The 17,200-nt window shown below is 38.1% G+C and carries 11 protein-coding genes; 4 read left to right on the top strand and 7 right to left on the bottom strand.

The window, feature by feature from the left end; genetic code table 11:
- Positions 1-48: 48 nt before the first annotated feature.
- Both CLV96_RS13595 and dnaE read right to left on the bottom strand, forming a co-directional pair.
- Complete coding sequence (locus CLV96_RS13595; RefSeq protein ID WP_004784245.1) at positions 49-1,149, bottom strand: AraC family transcriptional regulator; 1,101 nt, start codon at positions 1,147-1,149, stop codon at positions 49-51.
- A 6-nt stretch (positions 1,150-1,155) separates the two neighbouring features.
- Positions 1,156-4,653: a DNA polymerase III subunit alpha gene (gene dnaE / locus CLV96_RS13590; RefSeq protein WP_081581539.1), complete on the bottom strand. Its 3,498-nt coding sequence runs from the start codon at positions 4,651-4,653 to the stop codon at positions 1,156-1,158.
- Positions 4,654-4,816: 163 nt separating this feature from the next.
- On the opposite strand from dnaE, the gene cobT reads away from it, so the two are divergent.
- From cobT to CLV96_RS13575, 3 genes are read left to right on the top strand one after another with little or no spacing between them, the layout of a single operon-like run.
- Positions 4,817-5,872, top strand: coding sequence for a nicotinate-nucleotide--dimethylbenzimidazole phosphoribosyltransferase (cobT, locus tag CLV96_RS13585; protein ID WP_004787285.1), 1,056 nt, complete (start codon positions 4,817-4,819; stop codon positions 5,870-5,872).
- Positions 5,873-5,879: 7 nt separating this feature from the next.
- Positions 5,880-6,701: an adenosylcobinamide-GDP ribazoletransferase gene (locus tag CLV96_RS13580; RefSeq protein ID WP_004786564.1), complete on the top strand. Its 822-nt coding sequence runs from the start codon at positions 5,880-5,882 to the stop codon at positions 6,699-6,701.
- Positions 6,686-7,279 (top strand): histidine phosphatase family protein, encoded by a 594-nt coding sequence (locus CLV96_RS13575; RefSeq protein ID WP_004785560.1) that lies wholly within the window; start codon positions 6,686-6,688, stop codon positions 7,277-7,279. The genes CLV96_RS13580 and CLV96_RS13575 overlap by 16 nt, the downstream gene beginning before the upstream one ends.
- Here the strand turns inward: CLV96_RS13575 and gatB are convergent.
- The 5 genes from gatB to CLV96_RS13550 all read right to left on the bottom strand — a co-directional run bounded on the left by gatB (position 7,276) and on the right by CLV96_RS13550 (position 15,904).
- Positions 7,276-8,739: an Asp-tRNA(Asn)/Glu-tRNA(Gln) amidotransferase subunit GatB gene (gene gatB / locus CLV96_RS13570; protein WP_004786236.1), complete on the bottom strand. Its 1,464-nt coding sequence runs from the start codon at positions 8,737-8,739 to the stop codon at positions 7,276-7,278. The genes CLV96_RS13575 and gatB overlap by 4 nt on opposite strands.
- A gap of 59 nt (positions 8,740-8,798) precedes the next feature.
- Complete coding sequence (locus CLV96_RS13565) at positions 8,799-9,902, bottom strand: bacteriohemerythrin (protein ID WP_004784391.1); 1,104 nt, start codon at positions 9,900-9,902, stop codon at positions 8,799-8,801.
- 191 nt (positions 9,903-10,093) lie between these two features.
- Positions 10,094-11,569: an aldehyde dehydrogenase family protein gene (locus CLV96_RS13560; protein ID WP_004786661.1), complete on the bottom strand. Its 1,476-nt coding sequence runs from the start codon at positions 11,567-11,569 to the stop codon at positions 10,094-10,096.
- Positions 11,570-11,654: 85 nt separating this feature from the next.
- Positions 11,655-13,799, bottom strand: coding sequence for an adenylate/guanylate cyclase domain-containing protein (locus tag CLV96_RS13555; protein ID WP_004785296.1), 2,145 nt, complete (start codon positions 13,797-13,799; stop codon positions 11,655-11,657).
- Positions 13,787-15,904: an adenylate/guanylate cyclase domain-containing protein gene (locus CLV96_RS13550; protein WP_004784291.1), complete on the bottom strand. Its 2,118-nt coding sequence runs from the start codon at positions 15,902-15,904 to the stop codon at positions 13,787-13,789. The genes CLV96_RS13555 and CLV96_RS13550 overlap by 13 nt, the downstream gene beginning before the upstream one ends.
- Before the next feature lie 113 nt (positions 15,905-16,017).
- Here CLV96_RS13550 and CLV96_RS13545 point away from each other — a divergent pair, with 113 nt between their 5' ends.
- Positions 16,018-17,199, top strand: coding sequence for a FliG C-terminal domain-containing protein (locus CLV96_RS13545; protein ID WP_004786781.1), 1,182 nt, complete (start codon positions 16,018-16,020; stop codon positions 17,197-17,199).
- Position 17,200: the final 1 nt, after the last annotated feature.

Raw genomic sequence — 17,200 nt, 5'->3', positions numbered from 1 at the left:
TTTACTGTCGTCTTGGGGAATTCTTTGAGACTTAGAAATGGAACGGACTTACGTTAGTTTTGATTGTTTTCGAAACTCGGAAGGGGTCGAACCAACAGTTTCCAAAAAAACTCGATTGAAAGTGGATTTAGAATTAAAACCAACTGAATCGGCAATAGAAAGAATCGACCTTTCCTCGGATTCCAATAACAAACGTTTTGCCTCATCGATCCTGTATTGGTTGATGTATTGGTAAAATCCAAAACCATAACGTTTATGAAAGTATTCAGAAAGTTGACCAGGTTTGACTTCTGCCATCTCGGCTAACTTGGAAAGACTCAAATCTTCATCACAAAACACCTTTTCTCTCATCAATTCATACAATCTTTGGTCGATGACCTCCAACTGAACAGATACCAATTTAGATTTTTCATATTTATTTCTTTGAATGCTATCACGAACATCCGAAACAAATGGTGCCCACAGTTCGCGAGTAAAATAATAAAAGTACATGAGAACCGGTAAAAGATAAGCACTCAGTTTACGAAAAAAAGGAATTTGAAATGTAAATCCTATGCTTCCCAATAACAAATCGATCCAGATCAAAAGAATGAAAACAAGAGAATAGATTGCTTTTTTTGTAAAAAAAACAGACAACCGAACATTCGGAATCCATTCTTTCAGAAGAAATAATCCAACTGAAAATAAGATAGATAGTTTAATTCCAAAGTTTAAGCCAACTACCACCGATCCATATTCCGTTTTGGTCATTTGTTCCAAAACATCTAACTGTTCCGAATCTGATCCGAAATAAAAAGGAACCAAAAGAAGAACAGAAACAAAAGCAGGAAAAAAATGATAGGATTTGATTTGGATCGGTTTTTCCAAAAACAAAAATTCTAAATAAAAATAAAGTAAAGTTGAGGAAAGGAATACAAATGGGATATGAATGAGCGCAATGATTGGAAGGTATTTGTAAAACCCGGTGAACATAAAAGCACCGGTGAGTAACCAAAGTCCTGTAGAAAATAAAATAAAAGACCAAACCAATCCGGAAACATTTCTGTTTCTAACTAAATTGGATAGAGACCAGATCAAACAAAATACGGACCCAGATCCCATCCAAAGAAACTCAATTAATAGGTTTAAGGATACAGACCCAGTCTCCACAAAATTTTATCCGTATACTCGCACTTCTTCGCCAACTGTATAACGAACGGTTCCCTTCCCCAATATATCCGTTAACATTTTCATTAGGTCAGGAGTGATATCAATGGAGAAATGATCATGGGCGCGAATAACTTTTTTTTCATCTCCATTGCCGATTAAATGAAAGAACACGGAAGAGGCTCCACGATGGACCGAAAGAACATCTTGCAATTTCAAAATCACATCTCTATTTTTTTCTTCCATCATATTGATTGTTAGATGGAGAGTTTTCTCCATTTTCTTTTCGATAGTAACTGAATTTAGTTCTTCGAGTTTATTGACGATTATTTGACCTTTTAACTCTGATTCGTCGGCATCGAGTCGTTCCAAAATTCCGCGAATAAAGACAGTATTATCTTCCGTAAATAGGTGTTTGAATTCTGCATATGTTTTGGGGAATGCAACACATTCTATTTCACCTGTTTGGTCCTCCAACATAAAGTTTACAAACTCTTCTTTTTTCTTTGTGAGTTTCACAACTTTTTTGGAAAGAACTCCCGCAATTTCTACCTTTGATTTGGGTCGAACCTCTTCTAAGTTTTCGATGGTTGTTGGTTTTAAAGTTTTTAATTGTTCTGTAAATTTATCAAGAGGGTGCCCAGAAAGGTAAAGACCTGTAGTTTCTTTTTCTCTCTTTAGCAATTCATCCCCGTTCCACTCAATCCCATCTTTTGGTAAATTGAGATTTTCTTCCCCACCACCATTTACGCCACCGAACAAAGAAAATTGACCTTCTCTCTCTTCCGCCTGCTTTTTGTTAGCGTAAGTTAGGATCATATCAGTGGATTCAAAAATTGTTTTTCTTGTATATCCAAAAGAATCAAATGCGCCACCTTGTGCAAGAGACTCTAATACCTTTTTATTAGCAAGCCTTGTATCTAATTTCTTTGTGAAGTCACCAAGCTGTTTATATCCACCGATGGAATTTCGATTTGAAATGATATTTTCCGCAGCAAGTTCTCCCACACCTTTGATAGAGGACAAACCAAATCTTACAGTTTTATCGTCAGTAATTTCAAAAGAAATTCCTGATTCTTTGACATCAGGGCCTAAAATACGAATCCCCATCTCTTTTGCATTGTTGATGTATTTCACAACATCGGTGATTTTCGAGTGATCTCCGGATAACAGAGCGGTTAAGTATTCAATGGAATAGTTAGCTTTTAAATATGCAGTTTGATAGGTGACAAAAGCATAAGCAACTGAGTGCGATTTATTAAATCCATACTCACCGAATTTTTCCAACTGTTCAAATAGTTCCGTCGCAAGTTTTTCGTTGATCTTTTTTTCGATCGCACCTTTTACAAACTTCTCTTTCAATGCAGGAAGTTTTGATTTGTCCTTTTTGGCCATCGCCTTACGAAGAACATCCGAATCTCCGACAGAGTATCCACCCATAATTCGCGAAATACCCATCACCTGTTCTTGGTAGACAACAACCCCGTAAGTTTCACCTAAAACTTCAGCCAAACTTTCATGTGGGAAAACAACCTTCTTTTTTCCGTTTTTACGATCTAAATAGTCATCCAACATCCCCGATCCCATTGGACCAGGACGATATAACGCAAGCAATGCGGCGATCTCTTCAAATTTTTGCACTTGTGCTTTGGCAAAAAGATCGCGAATCCCGGAAGAAGAATCTAACTGGAATATTCCAAGGACATTGGCCTTACGTAACAAACTAAATGTAGCCGGATCATCCAAAGGAATTTTATCTAAATCAAGTAAAATCCCGTGGCGTTTTTCAATGAGTTTTGTAGCATGATGGATGGTGGTTAAGTTTTTTAAACCTAAAATATCCATCTTAATCAGTCCCACTTGTTCCGACATATTTTTGTCGTACTGAGTCACAATGGAACGCCCATCTCGACCAGGTTCACTGACAGTGGACAATGGAACGATTTCTTCTAATGCAGTTGGTGCAATGACAACACCTGCAGCATGCCTTCCCACCTGACGGTAGTTACCTTCCAATTTCTGAGCAATGTAAAAAACTTTTTTGTTTAGATCGGATTTTTCTGCAATATCACGTAAGTCTTTAGATGTATCAACAGCTTCTTGGATGGTAATTCCCAATTTTTTGGGAAAAAGTTTACTCATCTCGTTTACTTCTGAAAATGGAACATTGAATACACGCGCAACGTCTTTGATGGCAGCTTTTGCAGCAAGAGACCCAAAGGTGATGATTTGTCCCACGCGGTTCTCACCATATCGGTGTTTGATGTAATTAATGACTTCTTCTCGTCTTTCTACACAAAAATCAGTATCAATATCCGGCATATCTTTTCTGTCGGGATTAAGAAACCTTTCAAAAAGTAAATTATAACGAATGGGGTCTACGTTCGTAATTCCAAGTGCATAAGCAATGATCGAACCTGCTGCGGAACCTCGCCCTGGCCCTACTGGAATTCCTGCTCTTCTGGCAAAGTTAATATAATCCTGAACAATCAGAAAGTATCCAGCAAAATGCATATTTCGAATCGTCTGCATCTCATACTCTGTTCTATCTCTTACAATAGGAGTAATCTCTTGGTATTTTTCTTTGATTCCTTCCCAAACCAATTTTTCTAAATAGCTATCGGTATCAAAACCAGCAGGCACTTCGAAAGGAGGAAGTAATGGATTACCAAATTGGAAGTTAAGAGAACATTTATCTCTGATGGCTAAGGTATTATAAAATGCATCAGTGTGATCGGGAAAAAGACCCATCATTTCAGCGGGAGATTTTACATAAAAATTATCATTAAATCCAAACCGCATTTCATCATCGATATTTTTACGCATACCGATACGAAGTAAAATGTCTTGGGCTTCTCTATCATCTTTTGTTAAAAAGTGAGAGTCATTCGTAAGAACAAGTGGAATACCCGTGCGTTTGGAAAATCCCATAACCGCTTCTGCAACAGTTCTTTGTTCTGGAATACCATGGTCTTGAATTTCTAAATAAAAATCTTCTTTGCGAAAAATTTCATGCAAACGACCAGCTAACGCATACGCCTTATCTTCTTTACCTTCTAAGATCTTTCGATTGACTTCTCCTGCAAGACAAGCAGTTAAACATACCAATCCTTCACTATGTCGTTCTAATAAATCGTAATCAATCCTTGGTTTGCGATAAAAACCTTCCGTAAATGAACGACTTGCAAGTTTGATGATATTTCTGTAACCTGTTTCATTTTTACAAAGTAAAATGATATGGTAAGCTCCACCGTCTGCAATTTCATCTAACTCTGTCTCGGCACTCCGAGAAGGTGTTACATAAAACTCACACCCAATGATGGGTTTGACATCGTGTTTGACAGCCTCTTTGTAAAATTCAATGGCCCCATACATGTTTCCGTGGTCTGTGATGGCGACAGAACTCATTCCAAGTTCCTTCACACGTTTCATGAGATCGCTGATCCGTATGGCTCCATCCAACATGGAATAGGTAGTATGCAAGTGGAGGTGGGCGAAATCTTCCATGGCTTGGTGACATAGTAACTCTGACGGCTTCCTACGTAAAGCGCCCCAAGGGCTAAATTTCGGATTTTTTTCGGCCCAAATAGCCAATTCCTAAACCTCCCTGTCCCGTCCAAGCCCAAAAACGATGGAAGCCGATACTGGCCCTTTTAGACTGGTTTTGTTTATGTCACCATTTTCCCTACCCTCCATTTCTCCCTTAACTGATGTTTTGCGAACTTCCATTCGTAGTAAAATAGACAACAAAACCAAACCTCTGGGTTCCCTTGGTGATTTGGAGACTCTGGCCACACAACTGGCGGAAATCCAAAATACTTTATCCCCTGAGTTGAAAAATCCGAAACTCATTCTGTTTGCTGCTGATCATGGGATTACGGAAGAACCAGTTTCTTTGTATCCCAAAGATGTCACATGGCAGATGGTTCTAAATTTTTTATCTGGTGGGGCTTGTGCCAACGTCTTTGCAAAACACAGTCATATTGACGTGGAGGTGGTCGATGCAGGAGTTGACCATGATTGGGATAACATTACTCCAAAACTCATCCAAAAAAAAATCAGAAAAGGGACTTCGAATTTTTTAAAACAAAAAGCCATGTCAATAGATGAAGCAAAAGAAACTATCTTAAGCGGAATCGAACTTCTCTCTGAAAAAAAATATGAATCTACAAATATATTTTTATTCGGTGAAATGGGTATTGGGAATACATCAGCTGCATCTATAATTTTATCTCATCTAACAGAGATTCCTCTTCGAAAACTTGTTGGAAGGGGAACAGGTCTCAACAATAGCGGAAAAGAAAATAAATTCAAAATCCTAACGGAAGCGTATGAAAGAACAGGAAAACTAAAAGATCCGATCGAAGTACTTTCTGAATTTGGTGGATTCGAAATTGGAATGATGGCTGGTGCGATGATTGGAGTTGCCGCACAAAGAAAAACATTTGTAGTGGATGGATTCATTGCTACTGCTGCCTTTGCAATCGCCTTTGCACTCAACCCGACTGTAAAATCTTATGCAATTTTTTCACATTTGTCAGAAGAAGAAGGGCATACCATTGTTTTAGAACATTGGAAAATAAAACCACTTCTTCGACTCAACCTTCGCTTAGGAGAAGGAAGTGGTGCATTAGCAGCCTATCCACTGATTGAACTGAGTGTCAAATTTTTGAATGAAATGGCATCTTTTGCAGATGCTGGCGTAAGCAATACGGATTCTATATAAAAGTAATATGAATTGGATTGTTACAGAGATTCGCCTATTCTTTGTTTGTCTATCTTTTCTTTCAAGGATTCCCGCACCTCGTTGGATTGGATTCAAAGAAGAATGGTTACACAAATCGATTAAATATTCTCCTTTAGTTGGAATCCTACTCGGGTCCTTACAGTGGATGATCTTTATCATTTTTCAAATGTTTTTAGGACCTGGGATCGCATTTGTAATTTCGGTTGGATTTTTGTTAATCTTAACTGGGGCGTTTCATGAAGATGGATTTTCTGATTTCTGTGATGGAATCGGAGGCGGTTGGAAACGAGAAGACATCCTGAGGATCATGAAGGATAGCCGTGTGGGGAGTTTTGGTGCTGCCGGAATTTCACTTCTGCTTTTACTTAAAATCTTAGGTGCTTTCGAATCACTTAAAACGACAGGATTTGATTGGAGCCATTTTCCGTCTGAAAGTACCAACCAACTGATACCCGTTTGGTTGTATTTTCTTTCAGCACATAGCTTAAGTCGTTTTTTTTCAGTTTTGATGATGAAACTACTGCCGTATGCCAAAGAAGAAGGGTATGCAAAACCGATGGCTAAGGAAATTACTTGGCCTCAAACTTTTTTTGCAAGTCTTGCAGGAGTTTTGCCATTTGTTTTTCTGATTCACCTTCATCCCAAGTTTTCACTGAGTTTGGTTTTAATCCTTCCTAGTTTGTATTACATGTATTCACTAATGAAACGTTGGATAGGTGGATTTACCGGAGATTGTTTAGGAGCAGTCCAACAAGTAGTAGAAACTTGTCTTTGGATTTCAGGAGTTTTTATATGGACCTCTATTTAATTCGCCATCCAGAAACAATCGCTCCAAAAGGCACTTGTTATGGTCGCACCGACTTCCCTCTCAAATACCCAGTGGAAGACACAGCGAATTCCACTTTTCCACATTTACCACCTAGCTTTGATTTATTTCTTTCGAGTCCTGCACCAAGAGCACTAAAACTTTCCTCTGCTTTATTAACCAAATACAATCTATCACCTGTGGAACATTCTCAAATACCAACTGACGAACGTTTGTGGGAAATGAACTTCGGAGACTGGGATGGAAAACTTTGGGAAGAAATCCCAAGAAAAGAAACCATTCCTTGGATGAAAGACTTCGTAAATGCGAAAACCCCTGGTGGAGAAGCCTTTACCGATCTCATCTTTCGAATGGATTCTTTTATCAGTGATTGGAAAGAAGGTGGAAATTTAAGGATCCATTGGGAAAAAACAAACAACAAACCTTTAGATTCACTGATAGTTGTTTGCCACTCAGGGACGATCCGAGCGGCTCTTTGCAAACAATTCGGAACCCCTTATGAAGAAGCTTTCAAATCACCTGTGGACTTTGGGTCTGTCCACAAACTAGAATTTGATTAAACCTTTTTCTTTTCACCAAGAGGCCCTAGTTTTGCAAGAATTAGTTCATTCACAAGTTTAGGATCAGCCTTACCTTTCGTTTCTTTCATCACACCGCCAACGATAGCACCGAGAACGCGATCTTTACCGTTTTTCCAACCTTCGACGGATTCCGGTTGTGATTCAATCACACGATTAACAATTTCTTCCAAAGCTTTGTCGTCACGAACTACCTTCAAACCTTTTGCTTCTACAATGGCTTCTGGTTGGTCTTTAGAAGTTAACATATCTTCAAAGATGGTCTTAGCAATTTTTCCTGTGATCTCACCAGAGTTGATGAGTTTTACCAGTTTACCGATACGCAATGGATCGATCGCAAATTCTTGGATGGAAATATTTTCTTTGTTTACGATTCCCAAAATCTCATCTTTAACCCAGTTGGATGTTTTTTTTGCATCTCCAGAAACTTGGAGAGCTTCTTCAAAGTATTCAGCTATCTCTCGTTCACTGGTAAGTACTTCTGCGTCGTAATCAGGAAGACCAAGTTCTGTTTTGTATCTTTCTTTTTTTTGTCTAGGAAGTTCTGGTAACGATTTACGAATGTCTTCAATAAAGGAATCTGCAATTTGAATGGTTGGAAGGTCTGGTTCTGGGAAGTAACGATAATCATGACTCATTTCTTTAGAACGCATAGGAATTGTTTTGAGTAAGGTGGCATCCCAAAGTTTTGTCATTTGGCGAAATGTTTCCCCACGAGAATACATATCCTTTTGCCATTCAACTTCGTAGTCTATCGCTTGTTTTACGGCCTTAAAAGAGTTTAGATTTTTAATTTCAACACGAGTACGAAATCCATTTTCTCCCTTAGGACGAATGGAAACGTTAGCATCACAACGAAGAGAGCCTTCTTCCATATTACAATCAGAAACTTGAATGTATCGTAAGATTGTTTTGAGTTCATTTAAATAAACATATGCTTCATCAGAAGAACGTAGATCCGGTTCTGATACAATTTCGATCAGAGGGGTTCCTGCACGGTTGTAATCCACATAAGAACGATTGATCGATGGATCATGGGAGTGGATTAGTTTTCCAGCATCTTCTTCCATGTGAATCCTTGTGAGAGGAATGAATTTTTCTTCTGTTTCCCCTTTTAATTTGATATGGATTCCCCCTTGGGTGGCATAGGGTTTATCAAACTGAGAAATTTGGTAACCCTTTGGTAAATCAGGGTAAAAATAATTTTTACGATCAAATTTTGTGAACCGTGTGATTTCACATCCAAGTGCCACGCCAGCACGAACCGCCTTTTCCAAAACGACTTCGTTTAACACTGGCAATGTGCCAGGTAAGGCCACACATAGTGTGGAGATATGAGTGTTTGGGCTTCCGCCAAATTCGTTTGTAGCTGTGGAAAATATTTTTGATAGAGTATTGAGCTGGACGTGGACTTCCAGACCGATGATGACTTCGTATTCCATGGGTTTGGAAACAGGATTTTCCCGGAAAATCAGACTGGCAATTCAATTTCCGGGAGAAATCAATCCAGAGGGTCGGGGGCCGATTGCATCACCAGTTTATATAGGTTTTTTTGTTCCCTAGAGATGCTAATTTCCCCAGTTTGGTGCAGTTTTTTTGTAAACTCGGAAAGTTCTCGCACCCGAGATTCAAAAGCGATCCCAATTTTTTTATCCTCAAGGGCAATATGAGACAAAAGCCAATTTCTAAGGTCTTGGACCAAATGAAGTCCAGCACGAGGATGTCCTAACTTAAATTCATCGTTTCTTGTTTTGATAAAGTCAATGAAACGTTTGTGCTGATTCATATGTTGGACCACATCCGTATATCGAAAGTATCTCATAATTTTATCTTCCACACCAAAGTGATCTTTTGTGTATTCAATTGCGGAAGTTATGACTCTTTGAAACGTTTCACTCGAACCATCACCTAACTTCAAAGAATTGTCTAATTCAACAATCATCTTCAATAGCCAAATGTGTTGTAAATCGATAATAGGAATTCCAGTGGCAAGATTATATGTTTTCCAGATATTTCGAATTTCTTGGATAATATCAATGGATTGTTCATGAAGTGTGATATGAGTTGTATCTACTTGCACAATATTTTGATAAATTAAAAGTTGTTCTTTCGAAATTGGATATTTGCCTGATTTTAAAATTTCATTACAATAGGATTTTAAATCTACAGCACTCGCTTTGAAAAAATCTGCGTAATCGGTATCATCATGCAAGATATGCTGAAACAGCCATTTTTTCAAAATTTGTAAAATACCTAAAGCTGCCATTTGGCTATTTTTTGCTTCATAGTATTTTTCAGTTAACCGTTCTACAAATTTTCGATGGCTATTGACGTGTTCAGAAAATTCTGGATAGTTAAAATGTTCGAGAATATCTTCTTCTAAAGCAAAATGTTCTGAAACATAATCCAAGGCTTTTCGAAACGAAGAGTGAACATCCACTTCAGATCCATCTTTTTCAGATTCAACAATGGTTTCTTCTAACTCTAAGATAATATGAACCAACCACACATGCTGTAGATCAATGATAGGAATTCCAAGATGGAAAGGTTCACTTAACCAAGTGATTCTTAAGGAATCGAGATGCGCGGAAAAATCCTTCTGCATAGTTCCACAAAAATATTCACACAATAGGTGTCACGGATTTAGAATCATTTGAGGAATTGATATTTATCAGTAGTTTCGAAAAAACGTGTATATCGATCATTCGCTGTAAACAGTGATCAATTTTGTAGCGAATTCAATCGATACACTCCCGAACTTATCCCAGGAGCGTATCTTCATTAAGTGAAATTAGGCTAAACGAAAAATTTTGTCGTTAACTTCACCATTAATCTCACAAAACCAGAATAAGGTGGATACATCAGTTTCGCAATGGATGCCTTAGGAGTTTGTAAAACAGATCTTTCATGAGAAAAAGTTTTAAACCCAAAAAGTCCATGGTAACTACCATGTCCAGAATGATTCACACCACCAAATGGAAGATTAGAATTCACAAGATGAAGGATCACATCGTTGATCACTGCCCCACCTGAACTTGTTCTTTTCAGAACATACTTGGAAGTACTTCTTTTTTTAGTAAAAATATACAAAGCAAGCGGTTTTGGTCTTTCATTGATGATTTGGATGGCTTCATCCAAAGTTTTATAAGTGATGATGGGTAAAAGTGGCCCAAAAATTTCATCTTCCATGATACGAGCATCTAAAGAGACATTTGTTAGGATGGTTGGTGAAATAAAATTATCCGAACTTCTAACTTCTCCGCCATAGGCAATTTTTGCACCTTTTTTGACTGCATCATCCATATAAGATGATACTCTTCCAAAGTTTTTTGCATTCACGATACGGCAAAAGTCGGGACTTGCAGTAAAATTTTCTGGTTTAGATTTAAAGAAACTTTCAGTGGTTTCTTTTGCATTTTTAACAAATTCTTCCACTTTCGATTCAGGAATCAAAAGGTAATCAGGAGCCACACAAGTTTGTCCTGCGTTTAAAAATTTTCCCCACATAATCCTTTCTGCTGCAACTTTTAAATCAGCATCTTCTGCTACAATCGAAGGTGACTTACCACCTAACTCAAGTGTTACGCTGGTTAAGTGTTTTGCAGCTGCTGCCATTACGATTTTACCAACTGGTGTGGAACCAGTAAAAAAAATATGATCAAAAGGCACTTCCAGTAAAGCAGTTGCCACAGCAACATCACCTTCAAAAACTGCAATTTCATCTTCTGCAAAAATTTCACTTAACATCGCTTTGATGACATCAGCAGTGTGCGGTGTAAATTCAGAAGGTTTCAACATGATTGTATTTCCCGCTGCGATCGCGGCTGCAAGTGGTGCTATCGCAAGGTGGAATGGATAATTCCAAGGAGCAATGATAAGACAAACACCTTTTGGTTCGTAAACAATTCGACTTGTGGCACCAAGTAAAGTTGGTGGAGTCATTACGTTTTTTGGGCGCATCCAATGTTTTACGTGGCGAATGGCATCATTGATTTCGGCAATGGTTGGCAGAATTTCCGTGATGTCCACTTCCCCGGCAGATTTTTTAAAATCGGAATGGAGAGCGATTTGGATTTCTTTTTGGTATTTTAGAACTGCGTTTTTTAGTTTTTTTAATTTAAGAATCCGAGTTTTGAAATTTGATAAACGAAGTTCCAATGCTTTTTTCTTTTGTGCTTGGAAAATACGATCAATGTCAGAAGGAGTAAAACTTTTTGTTTGGATCACAGCCTTTCCAGAATTTGAGGTTTGTGTGAGAGTGGCTTGGGTCATGGGAATCTCCGTATTACTGACTCTCGTTCATTTAGAGAGGAAGTTCAAGAACTTTTTCGGAAATCGGGGCGAATCTATGTCTTTTTTATGCCAAAAATCCTTTTCCAAACCCCGGAGGTGGGCCGTTTTGTGCGTAGATTTCTGTTTTTTCTAAGTATAATTTGGCCGCTTTGTCTGTAGGATCGATTGCACAAACTTCCCGAAATCCTTTCTCGGCTTTTTCAAATTCCCCATCCCAAAACAAATTAACACTGTCCTCAAACTGATCTTTTGTTTTTAACTTCAAATCAAAAGATTCTTCCACACCTTCTACCAACACTTGCGCAATACCAATTAACTTCTGTTTGGCTGGTATTTCAAGAAAATCCAATAATCTGTGCGGATAGGAATCGGGATGTTCCAATTCAAGAAGTGCATCCAAACTAATTATGATTTTTGCCCCATATTTTTTGGTCATTGATTCCAAAGAATTGGCAACACCCATAGAGTCAGATAATACGGCAGACTCTATTCTTTGTTCTTCCCCAATGATACCGAGCATCAATTCACCAAAATGTATCCCTACTCCAATTTGAATTCCAGTAACACGATGAGAAATTGTTTCGTTATTCCACCTAGCAACTGCTTTGTGCATTTCGATTGCCGCAGACAATGCATCTTCTGGTTTTCTTTCAAACAAAGCAAAAATGGCATCCCCAACATATTTTTCGATAAACCCGTTATGGGATCGAATGGTTGGTCCTACTTGTCTCAAATAATCGTTAAGAAATAAAAATGTTTCTTCTGGACTTAAAGTTTCAGATATTGCAGTAAAATTCCGAATGTCAGACGATAATACTGACATCTGTTTTACGATAAAATCCCCACGTTTGACTCTTGACCTGGAAACCATTGAAAATAATTGAATGAGTCGTAACGGAACGAATTTCGCATAAACTTCGTTAGATGCTTCTAAGCGATTGTTTACCTCGATCAATTCCGTTGTCAAAGTATCCATTGAAGAATAAAAGCGAGCATTTCTTCTAGCAAGTAAAATGCTTTGAAACAAAAAGAAAACAAACAATGAAAATGGCATCAATGGTTGAGACTGAAACCAATAGTTTCCTGCCATCAAATCATGTGTTGACCCAATCATAAGTAGTAAGGATCCATAGAACACCAAACTACTATCTCTTTTTTTCTGTTTATAAATCTTCAAAATCACATAAAAAGAACAAACACTAAAAAATAGGATTAATACTTGAGAAAAGATATTGGTCTTTGTGAATAGTTTTGCATCCGTTAACACAACGAAGGAAACAAAACAGGCAGTGATACTCCAACAAGAATACAACATCCACTTAGGCACTTCAGATTTTCCGGGAAACAAACTCTTTAGATAACCTAAGAAAAAACATACAAGAAGGGGAGCAGAAGTGTAATCCAGAACCTGCATCCAATGCCAAGAAAAATCAGGAATTGCGTAAACGATATAATAGTTATCAAGGACAACCAATCGAAGCCCAGTAAACAAACAAAACAATGCAAAAAAAAGTGAACTTTTTTCCTCTCTTCTAAAGAAAAAAACTGTTAGCTGGTATAATGCCATTGTTAACATCGCACCAAAAACAAATACTTCTCCTGCAGAATAAATAAGCGACTGATTCTGAATGACTTCCTTTGTTCCAATTTCAATTGGTTTTCTATACCCACCTCGTGCATGATGAAAATTACTCACTACATAAAGTATTTCTTGTTCGAAACCTTCCGGTTGGAATGAAACATATTGAATTTGGTATTTTGGAACTGCACTTAACTCGTCAGTTCCCACCTTTCCGGAACTTGCAATTTTTTGTCGATTGACATATAACTCATAAGAACTTGTCGCAGGTTGTACTCGTAAGTAATATCGAATATTGGGATCGGGAACTTTCAACGTTAGGCGAAACACTGCAAAACCGTCTCCGCCCTCCCCTTCTGGTCTATAGGAATTCCAAGAAGAGGGTACTTTCACATATGTTTTGTTAGTTTCTTTGATTTTTTCAAACAAACTTTCTCCAAAAACTTCTCCCCAATAGAATTCCCACTCACCACCAGTCGAAAGTTTTTGATTGTTTTTTACTGCTTCAAGAGGAAGTTCCAAATATCCTTTTAGCGCTTCCTGTGAAGTTCCAAAATGGCAAGAGGAGAGTAAAAAAACAGGTATAAAAAATACAAAAAAGATTTGGATGTGTTTTTTTATTTTTCCCATTCGGAAATCCCTTCCCAATCTTCACTGACACCTGCTGCTTGATAATACTCACATCTTTCAATATAAATCTGTGCTGCTAAATCTTCTGGATTGTTTGCAAATACCTCACGAAATCCTTCTAGGGCCGAAACAAAATCAGCCCGTTCATAATCAAAAATTGCAGCTTCAAATCTTTCTTTATTTTTAATTTTTTTATTGGAGATATCATCGATGCCGGATATGAGAATTTCTGCAATCATTACTGATTCTTGTTTTCCTTTGACCCGAACAAAATCCAAAATTCGATAATGAATTGTATCCAAATCTTCTGCCAACATAAGCGATGTTAAACTAACGAGAATCCGTGCACCGTATTTTTTGGTTAACCCTTGGATGCGACTGGCAAGATTGACTGTGTCAGAAATAACGGTCGACTCAAATCTTGCCTCTTCTCCCAAAATTCCTAGCATGGTGTCACCAGAATGAATTCCGATTCCTGCATGCAGTGGTAAATACCCAAATGTTCTCCTACGTTCATTGTATTTTTCTAATTCCCATTGGATGTCTTCTGCTGCTTTGATGGAATTTCCAATCCCTCCATCAAATAGTGCCATAATTGCACTTCCAATGTATTTATCGATGAAACCGTTGTTTTTGCGAACACAAGGTCCAATCCTTCCTAAATAAGAATTGGTAAATAACATTCGATTTTCAAGAGAAATAGAATAAATGATATCCCAAAACTCCCAAATGTCAGCGAACAAAATCGTCATTTCTCTTTCGCTACTATCACCTAACCGAACTTCCTCGATACTTTCCTTACCTAAATGGATCAAAAAGTCGCGAGGAATAAATTTTGCATAAAGTCGATTTGTTAAAATAAAGTGTTCATTGATAGTCTCAAACTCTTCTTTTAATAAAACTTTTTTATGGAAGTTTCTTGCCGTACGAAGTGTAACAATTGTTGATTGAACACCAAAAAACAAAAATACAGCAATTTGAGATAAAGTTGATTCTCCTTCCCCACGATAAGCAAGAAAGACATCATAAACAAACCCAATAAAAAGTATTAAATATCCTAAAAAGAAAATTCCAGAATCGGGCAACCCTCTAACCATCATTTGGTATAATCGAATTCCCAAAAACAGAGCATAAACAACACCCAATAGTTGGAAAACTACTTCAAACTGAGTATAAACTTCCGGTTTAATGATTAAACCATAAACTAATATAAACTGCACATAAGCGCTGAAATAAAGAATCAGCTTCGTATCTATAAATCGAGGGAAAAGTCCATCAACAAACCATAAAAACAAAATTCCCAAAACAAATACAGATGCATACTCAACATAAATCACTAGCTCCCAAGGAATATTTGGGAATACGGCATAGATTGTTTTGCTACCGATAAACGGAATTCTTGCAGCAAATACTAAGCAGAAAAAACCAAAGTAAAATGCTTCTCTTTGTTTGTTTCGATAGAAAAACAAAATAAAATGATACAAACCGAACATAAATATAGCGCCAGTTAAAGCTAAGTCGATCGTACTTTGCGCCAGGATATAATTCTGAACACTTTCAGCAAGACCAAAGATAGGTGCATTCGGGAGTCCACCTTCTTTGTGATGAAAATTACTAACTTCAATACGAATTTGAAGATGATCTTCTGCTACAATTGTAAAACTTTGCCCTTGTGCACTTGGGATAGTTGTTTCTTTCGTTTTGCCAGGATTCCCCGAGACCAAACTTCTGTTACCTGCCAGAAGTCGAAATGAAGTGCGAACCTCAGGCAAATAAACCGAATAAATTTGATTTTCTTTTGGAAGTTGAATGTCCAATACATAGGTACCATAACCCTTCCCATCCTTGATCCCTGAATGTAAAGGAACCTGATTCCAAAGAGCCGGAACTGGAAGATAAATAGCGGAGGGCGCACCTTCTTCAGGAACATTAAATTGTCCCGGAAAAAATTTCCAATCTCCGTGAAGAGCCATGGCGGCTCCTGATTCAAATGAAAAATTTCTTAAATCCAATTCACCCGATTGAATTTTCGGTGAGGGTGCCACCATACGACAGGTCGTAGACAAAAGTGCAATGGAAAGATAGATTATTGTCTGGCGGGTCATCCCTAACCTTCAGAGACTTGGAGGACAGGAATTTGGAAAGGAAGTTTTCGAATTAAAAAAAATAATATTTTTTGGTTTGTACGACTGTCCTATTCAGTTATTATGTCACCTAAATGAAAACTCCGTCCGGAACCAACAAGGCCGCCCTTGCCTACCAAATCCTTGGCCGCTATTTACCGGATGAAGTGTTCGCACATTTGAGTGATGATGAAATTGAATCACTCCTTTTGAAAGTAGAATCCAATCCCTCGCCAACCAAAGGGCAGGAAAAAGACATCCTACTATCCTTCACAAAATTCCTCCAAAAAAAAGGATCCCAGGCAAACTCTAGAATTCCGAAACCTTCTGTTGGTGGCAACGGCGGTATTACCAATTCGGTAACAGGACTGGACGAATATACGAATAATGCATATCCTCCCAAAAAAGGACGAAAAAACGAGGCTTCGTTCGGAAAATCATCGATCGAGGGTGGTTATGCGAATGACGAAGATCATACGCGAAATCTCGGTGGATCGAACGGGAAATATACGAATGACGAAGATCGAAAATCAAATGAATTGTATTCGCTCATCCAAGAAATCCTAAAGGAAGAAGAATCCAAGTCGAACTCACTCCTTTGGCCGGAACTTCCCAAATATTCTCTGGAAATGCTCCGTCACTTGACCATGGACGAATCATCGGAGGTCGTCGCAAGAATTCTTAGTTTTTCGGACCCAGAGACAGCCTCAGAGGTTCTAGCCGAATACCCTGAAAACCATCGAGAGGACGTCATTTTGGCTCTTTCCGAAATTGACTACCATTCGGATAGAGAAAGGGATCAATTAGAGCGATTTCTGCGGTTTAAATTGGAATTGATCGAGAAAAAAATGCCGGTTTCGAAAATTCGCAGTCGGAAGGCAAAAACTGCCGGCGAAATTCTGACCAGGCTTCCTTTTTTGCCTTCTCAAAATTTAATTGAACGAATTCAGAAAAAAAGCCCAGAATATGCCGAAACTATAGTAGAACACTACTTTCGTTTGGAAGACCTCCTTCATTTAGGAAGGACGAGCCTCACTCGGTTCTTTTCTGAAATCCATCCTCTTGTCATTGCCTGTGCTTTGAAAGGAGTTGAGACGGATTTTCGCGACCAAGTATATTCCAATTTGGAATCTTGGCTTGTGAAAGAAATAAAGATCGAATGGGATTCGTTAGGTCCTGTCTCTTTAGCAGAAATCGAAGAAGCCCAAAAGGGAATCTTAGATAGATTGCGTGAGGCGATGGATGAAGGCAAAGTGAAACTCTGGAGATTAAAGTAAG

The organism is Leptospira meyeri (genome assembly GCF_004368965.1).
GTDB classification, from domain to species: domain Bacteria; phylum Spirochaetota; class Leptospiria; order Leptospirales; family Leptospiraceae; genus Leptospira_A; species Leptospira_A meyeri.
The sequence above is the reverse complement of the archived record's forward strand: the minus strand, read 5'-3'. Positions and strand labels throughout refer to the sequence as shown.

What these genes read in the sequence shown, in the direction of transcription:
- CLV96_RS13575 (WP_004785560.1), top strand. Translation starts at nt 6,686, where the DNA reads ATGGACCTCTATTTAATTCGCCATCCAGAAACAATCGCTCCAAAAGGC.
- cobT (WP_004787285.1), top strand. Translation starts at nt 4,817, where the DNA reads ATGTCACCATTTTCCCTACCCTCCATTTCTCCCTTAACTGATGTTTTG.
- dnaE (WP_081581539.1), bottom strand. Translation starts at nt 4,653, where the DNA reads ATGGAAGATTTCGCCCACCTCCACTTGCATACTACCTATTCCATGTTG.
- CLV96_RS13580 (WP_004786564.1), top strand. Translation starts at nt 5,880, where the DNA reads ATGAATTGGATTGTTACAGAGATTCGCCTATTCTTTGTTTGTCTATCT.
- CLV96_RS13550 (WP_004784291.1), bottom strand. Translation starts at nt 15,904, where the DNA reads ATGACCCGCCAGACAATAATCTATCTTTCCATTGCACTTTTGTCTACG.
- CLV96_RS13565 (WP_004784391.1), bottom strand. Translation starts at nt 9,902, where the DNA reads ATGCAGAAGGATTTTTCCGCGCATCTCGATTCCTTAAGAATCACTTGG.
- CLV96_RS13545 (WP_004786781.1), top strand. Translation starts at nt 16,018, where the DNA reads ATGAAAACTCCGTCCGGAACCAACAAGGCCGCCCTTGCCTACCAAATC.
- CLV96_RS13555 (WP_004785296.1), bottom strand. Translation starts at nt 13,799, where the DNA reads ATGGGAAAAATAAAAAAACACATCCAAATCTTTTTTGTATTTTTTATA.
- CLV96_RS13560 (WP_004786661.1), bottom strand. Translation starts at nt 11,569, where the DNA reads ATGACCCAAGCCACTCTCACACAAACCTCAAATTCTGGAAAGGCTGTG.
- gatB (WP_004786236.1), bottom strand. Translation starts at nt 8,739, where the DNA reads ATGGAATACGAAGTCATCATCGGTCTGGAAGTCCACGTCCAGCTCAAT.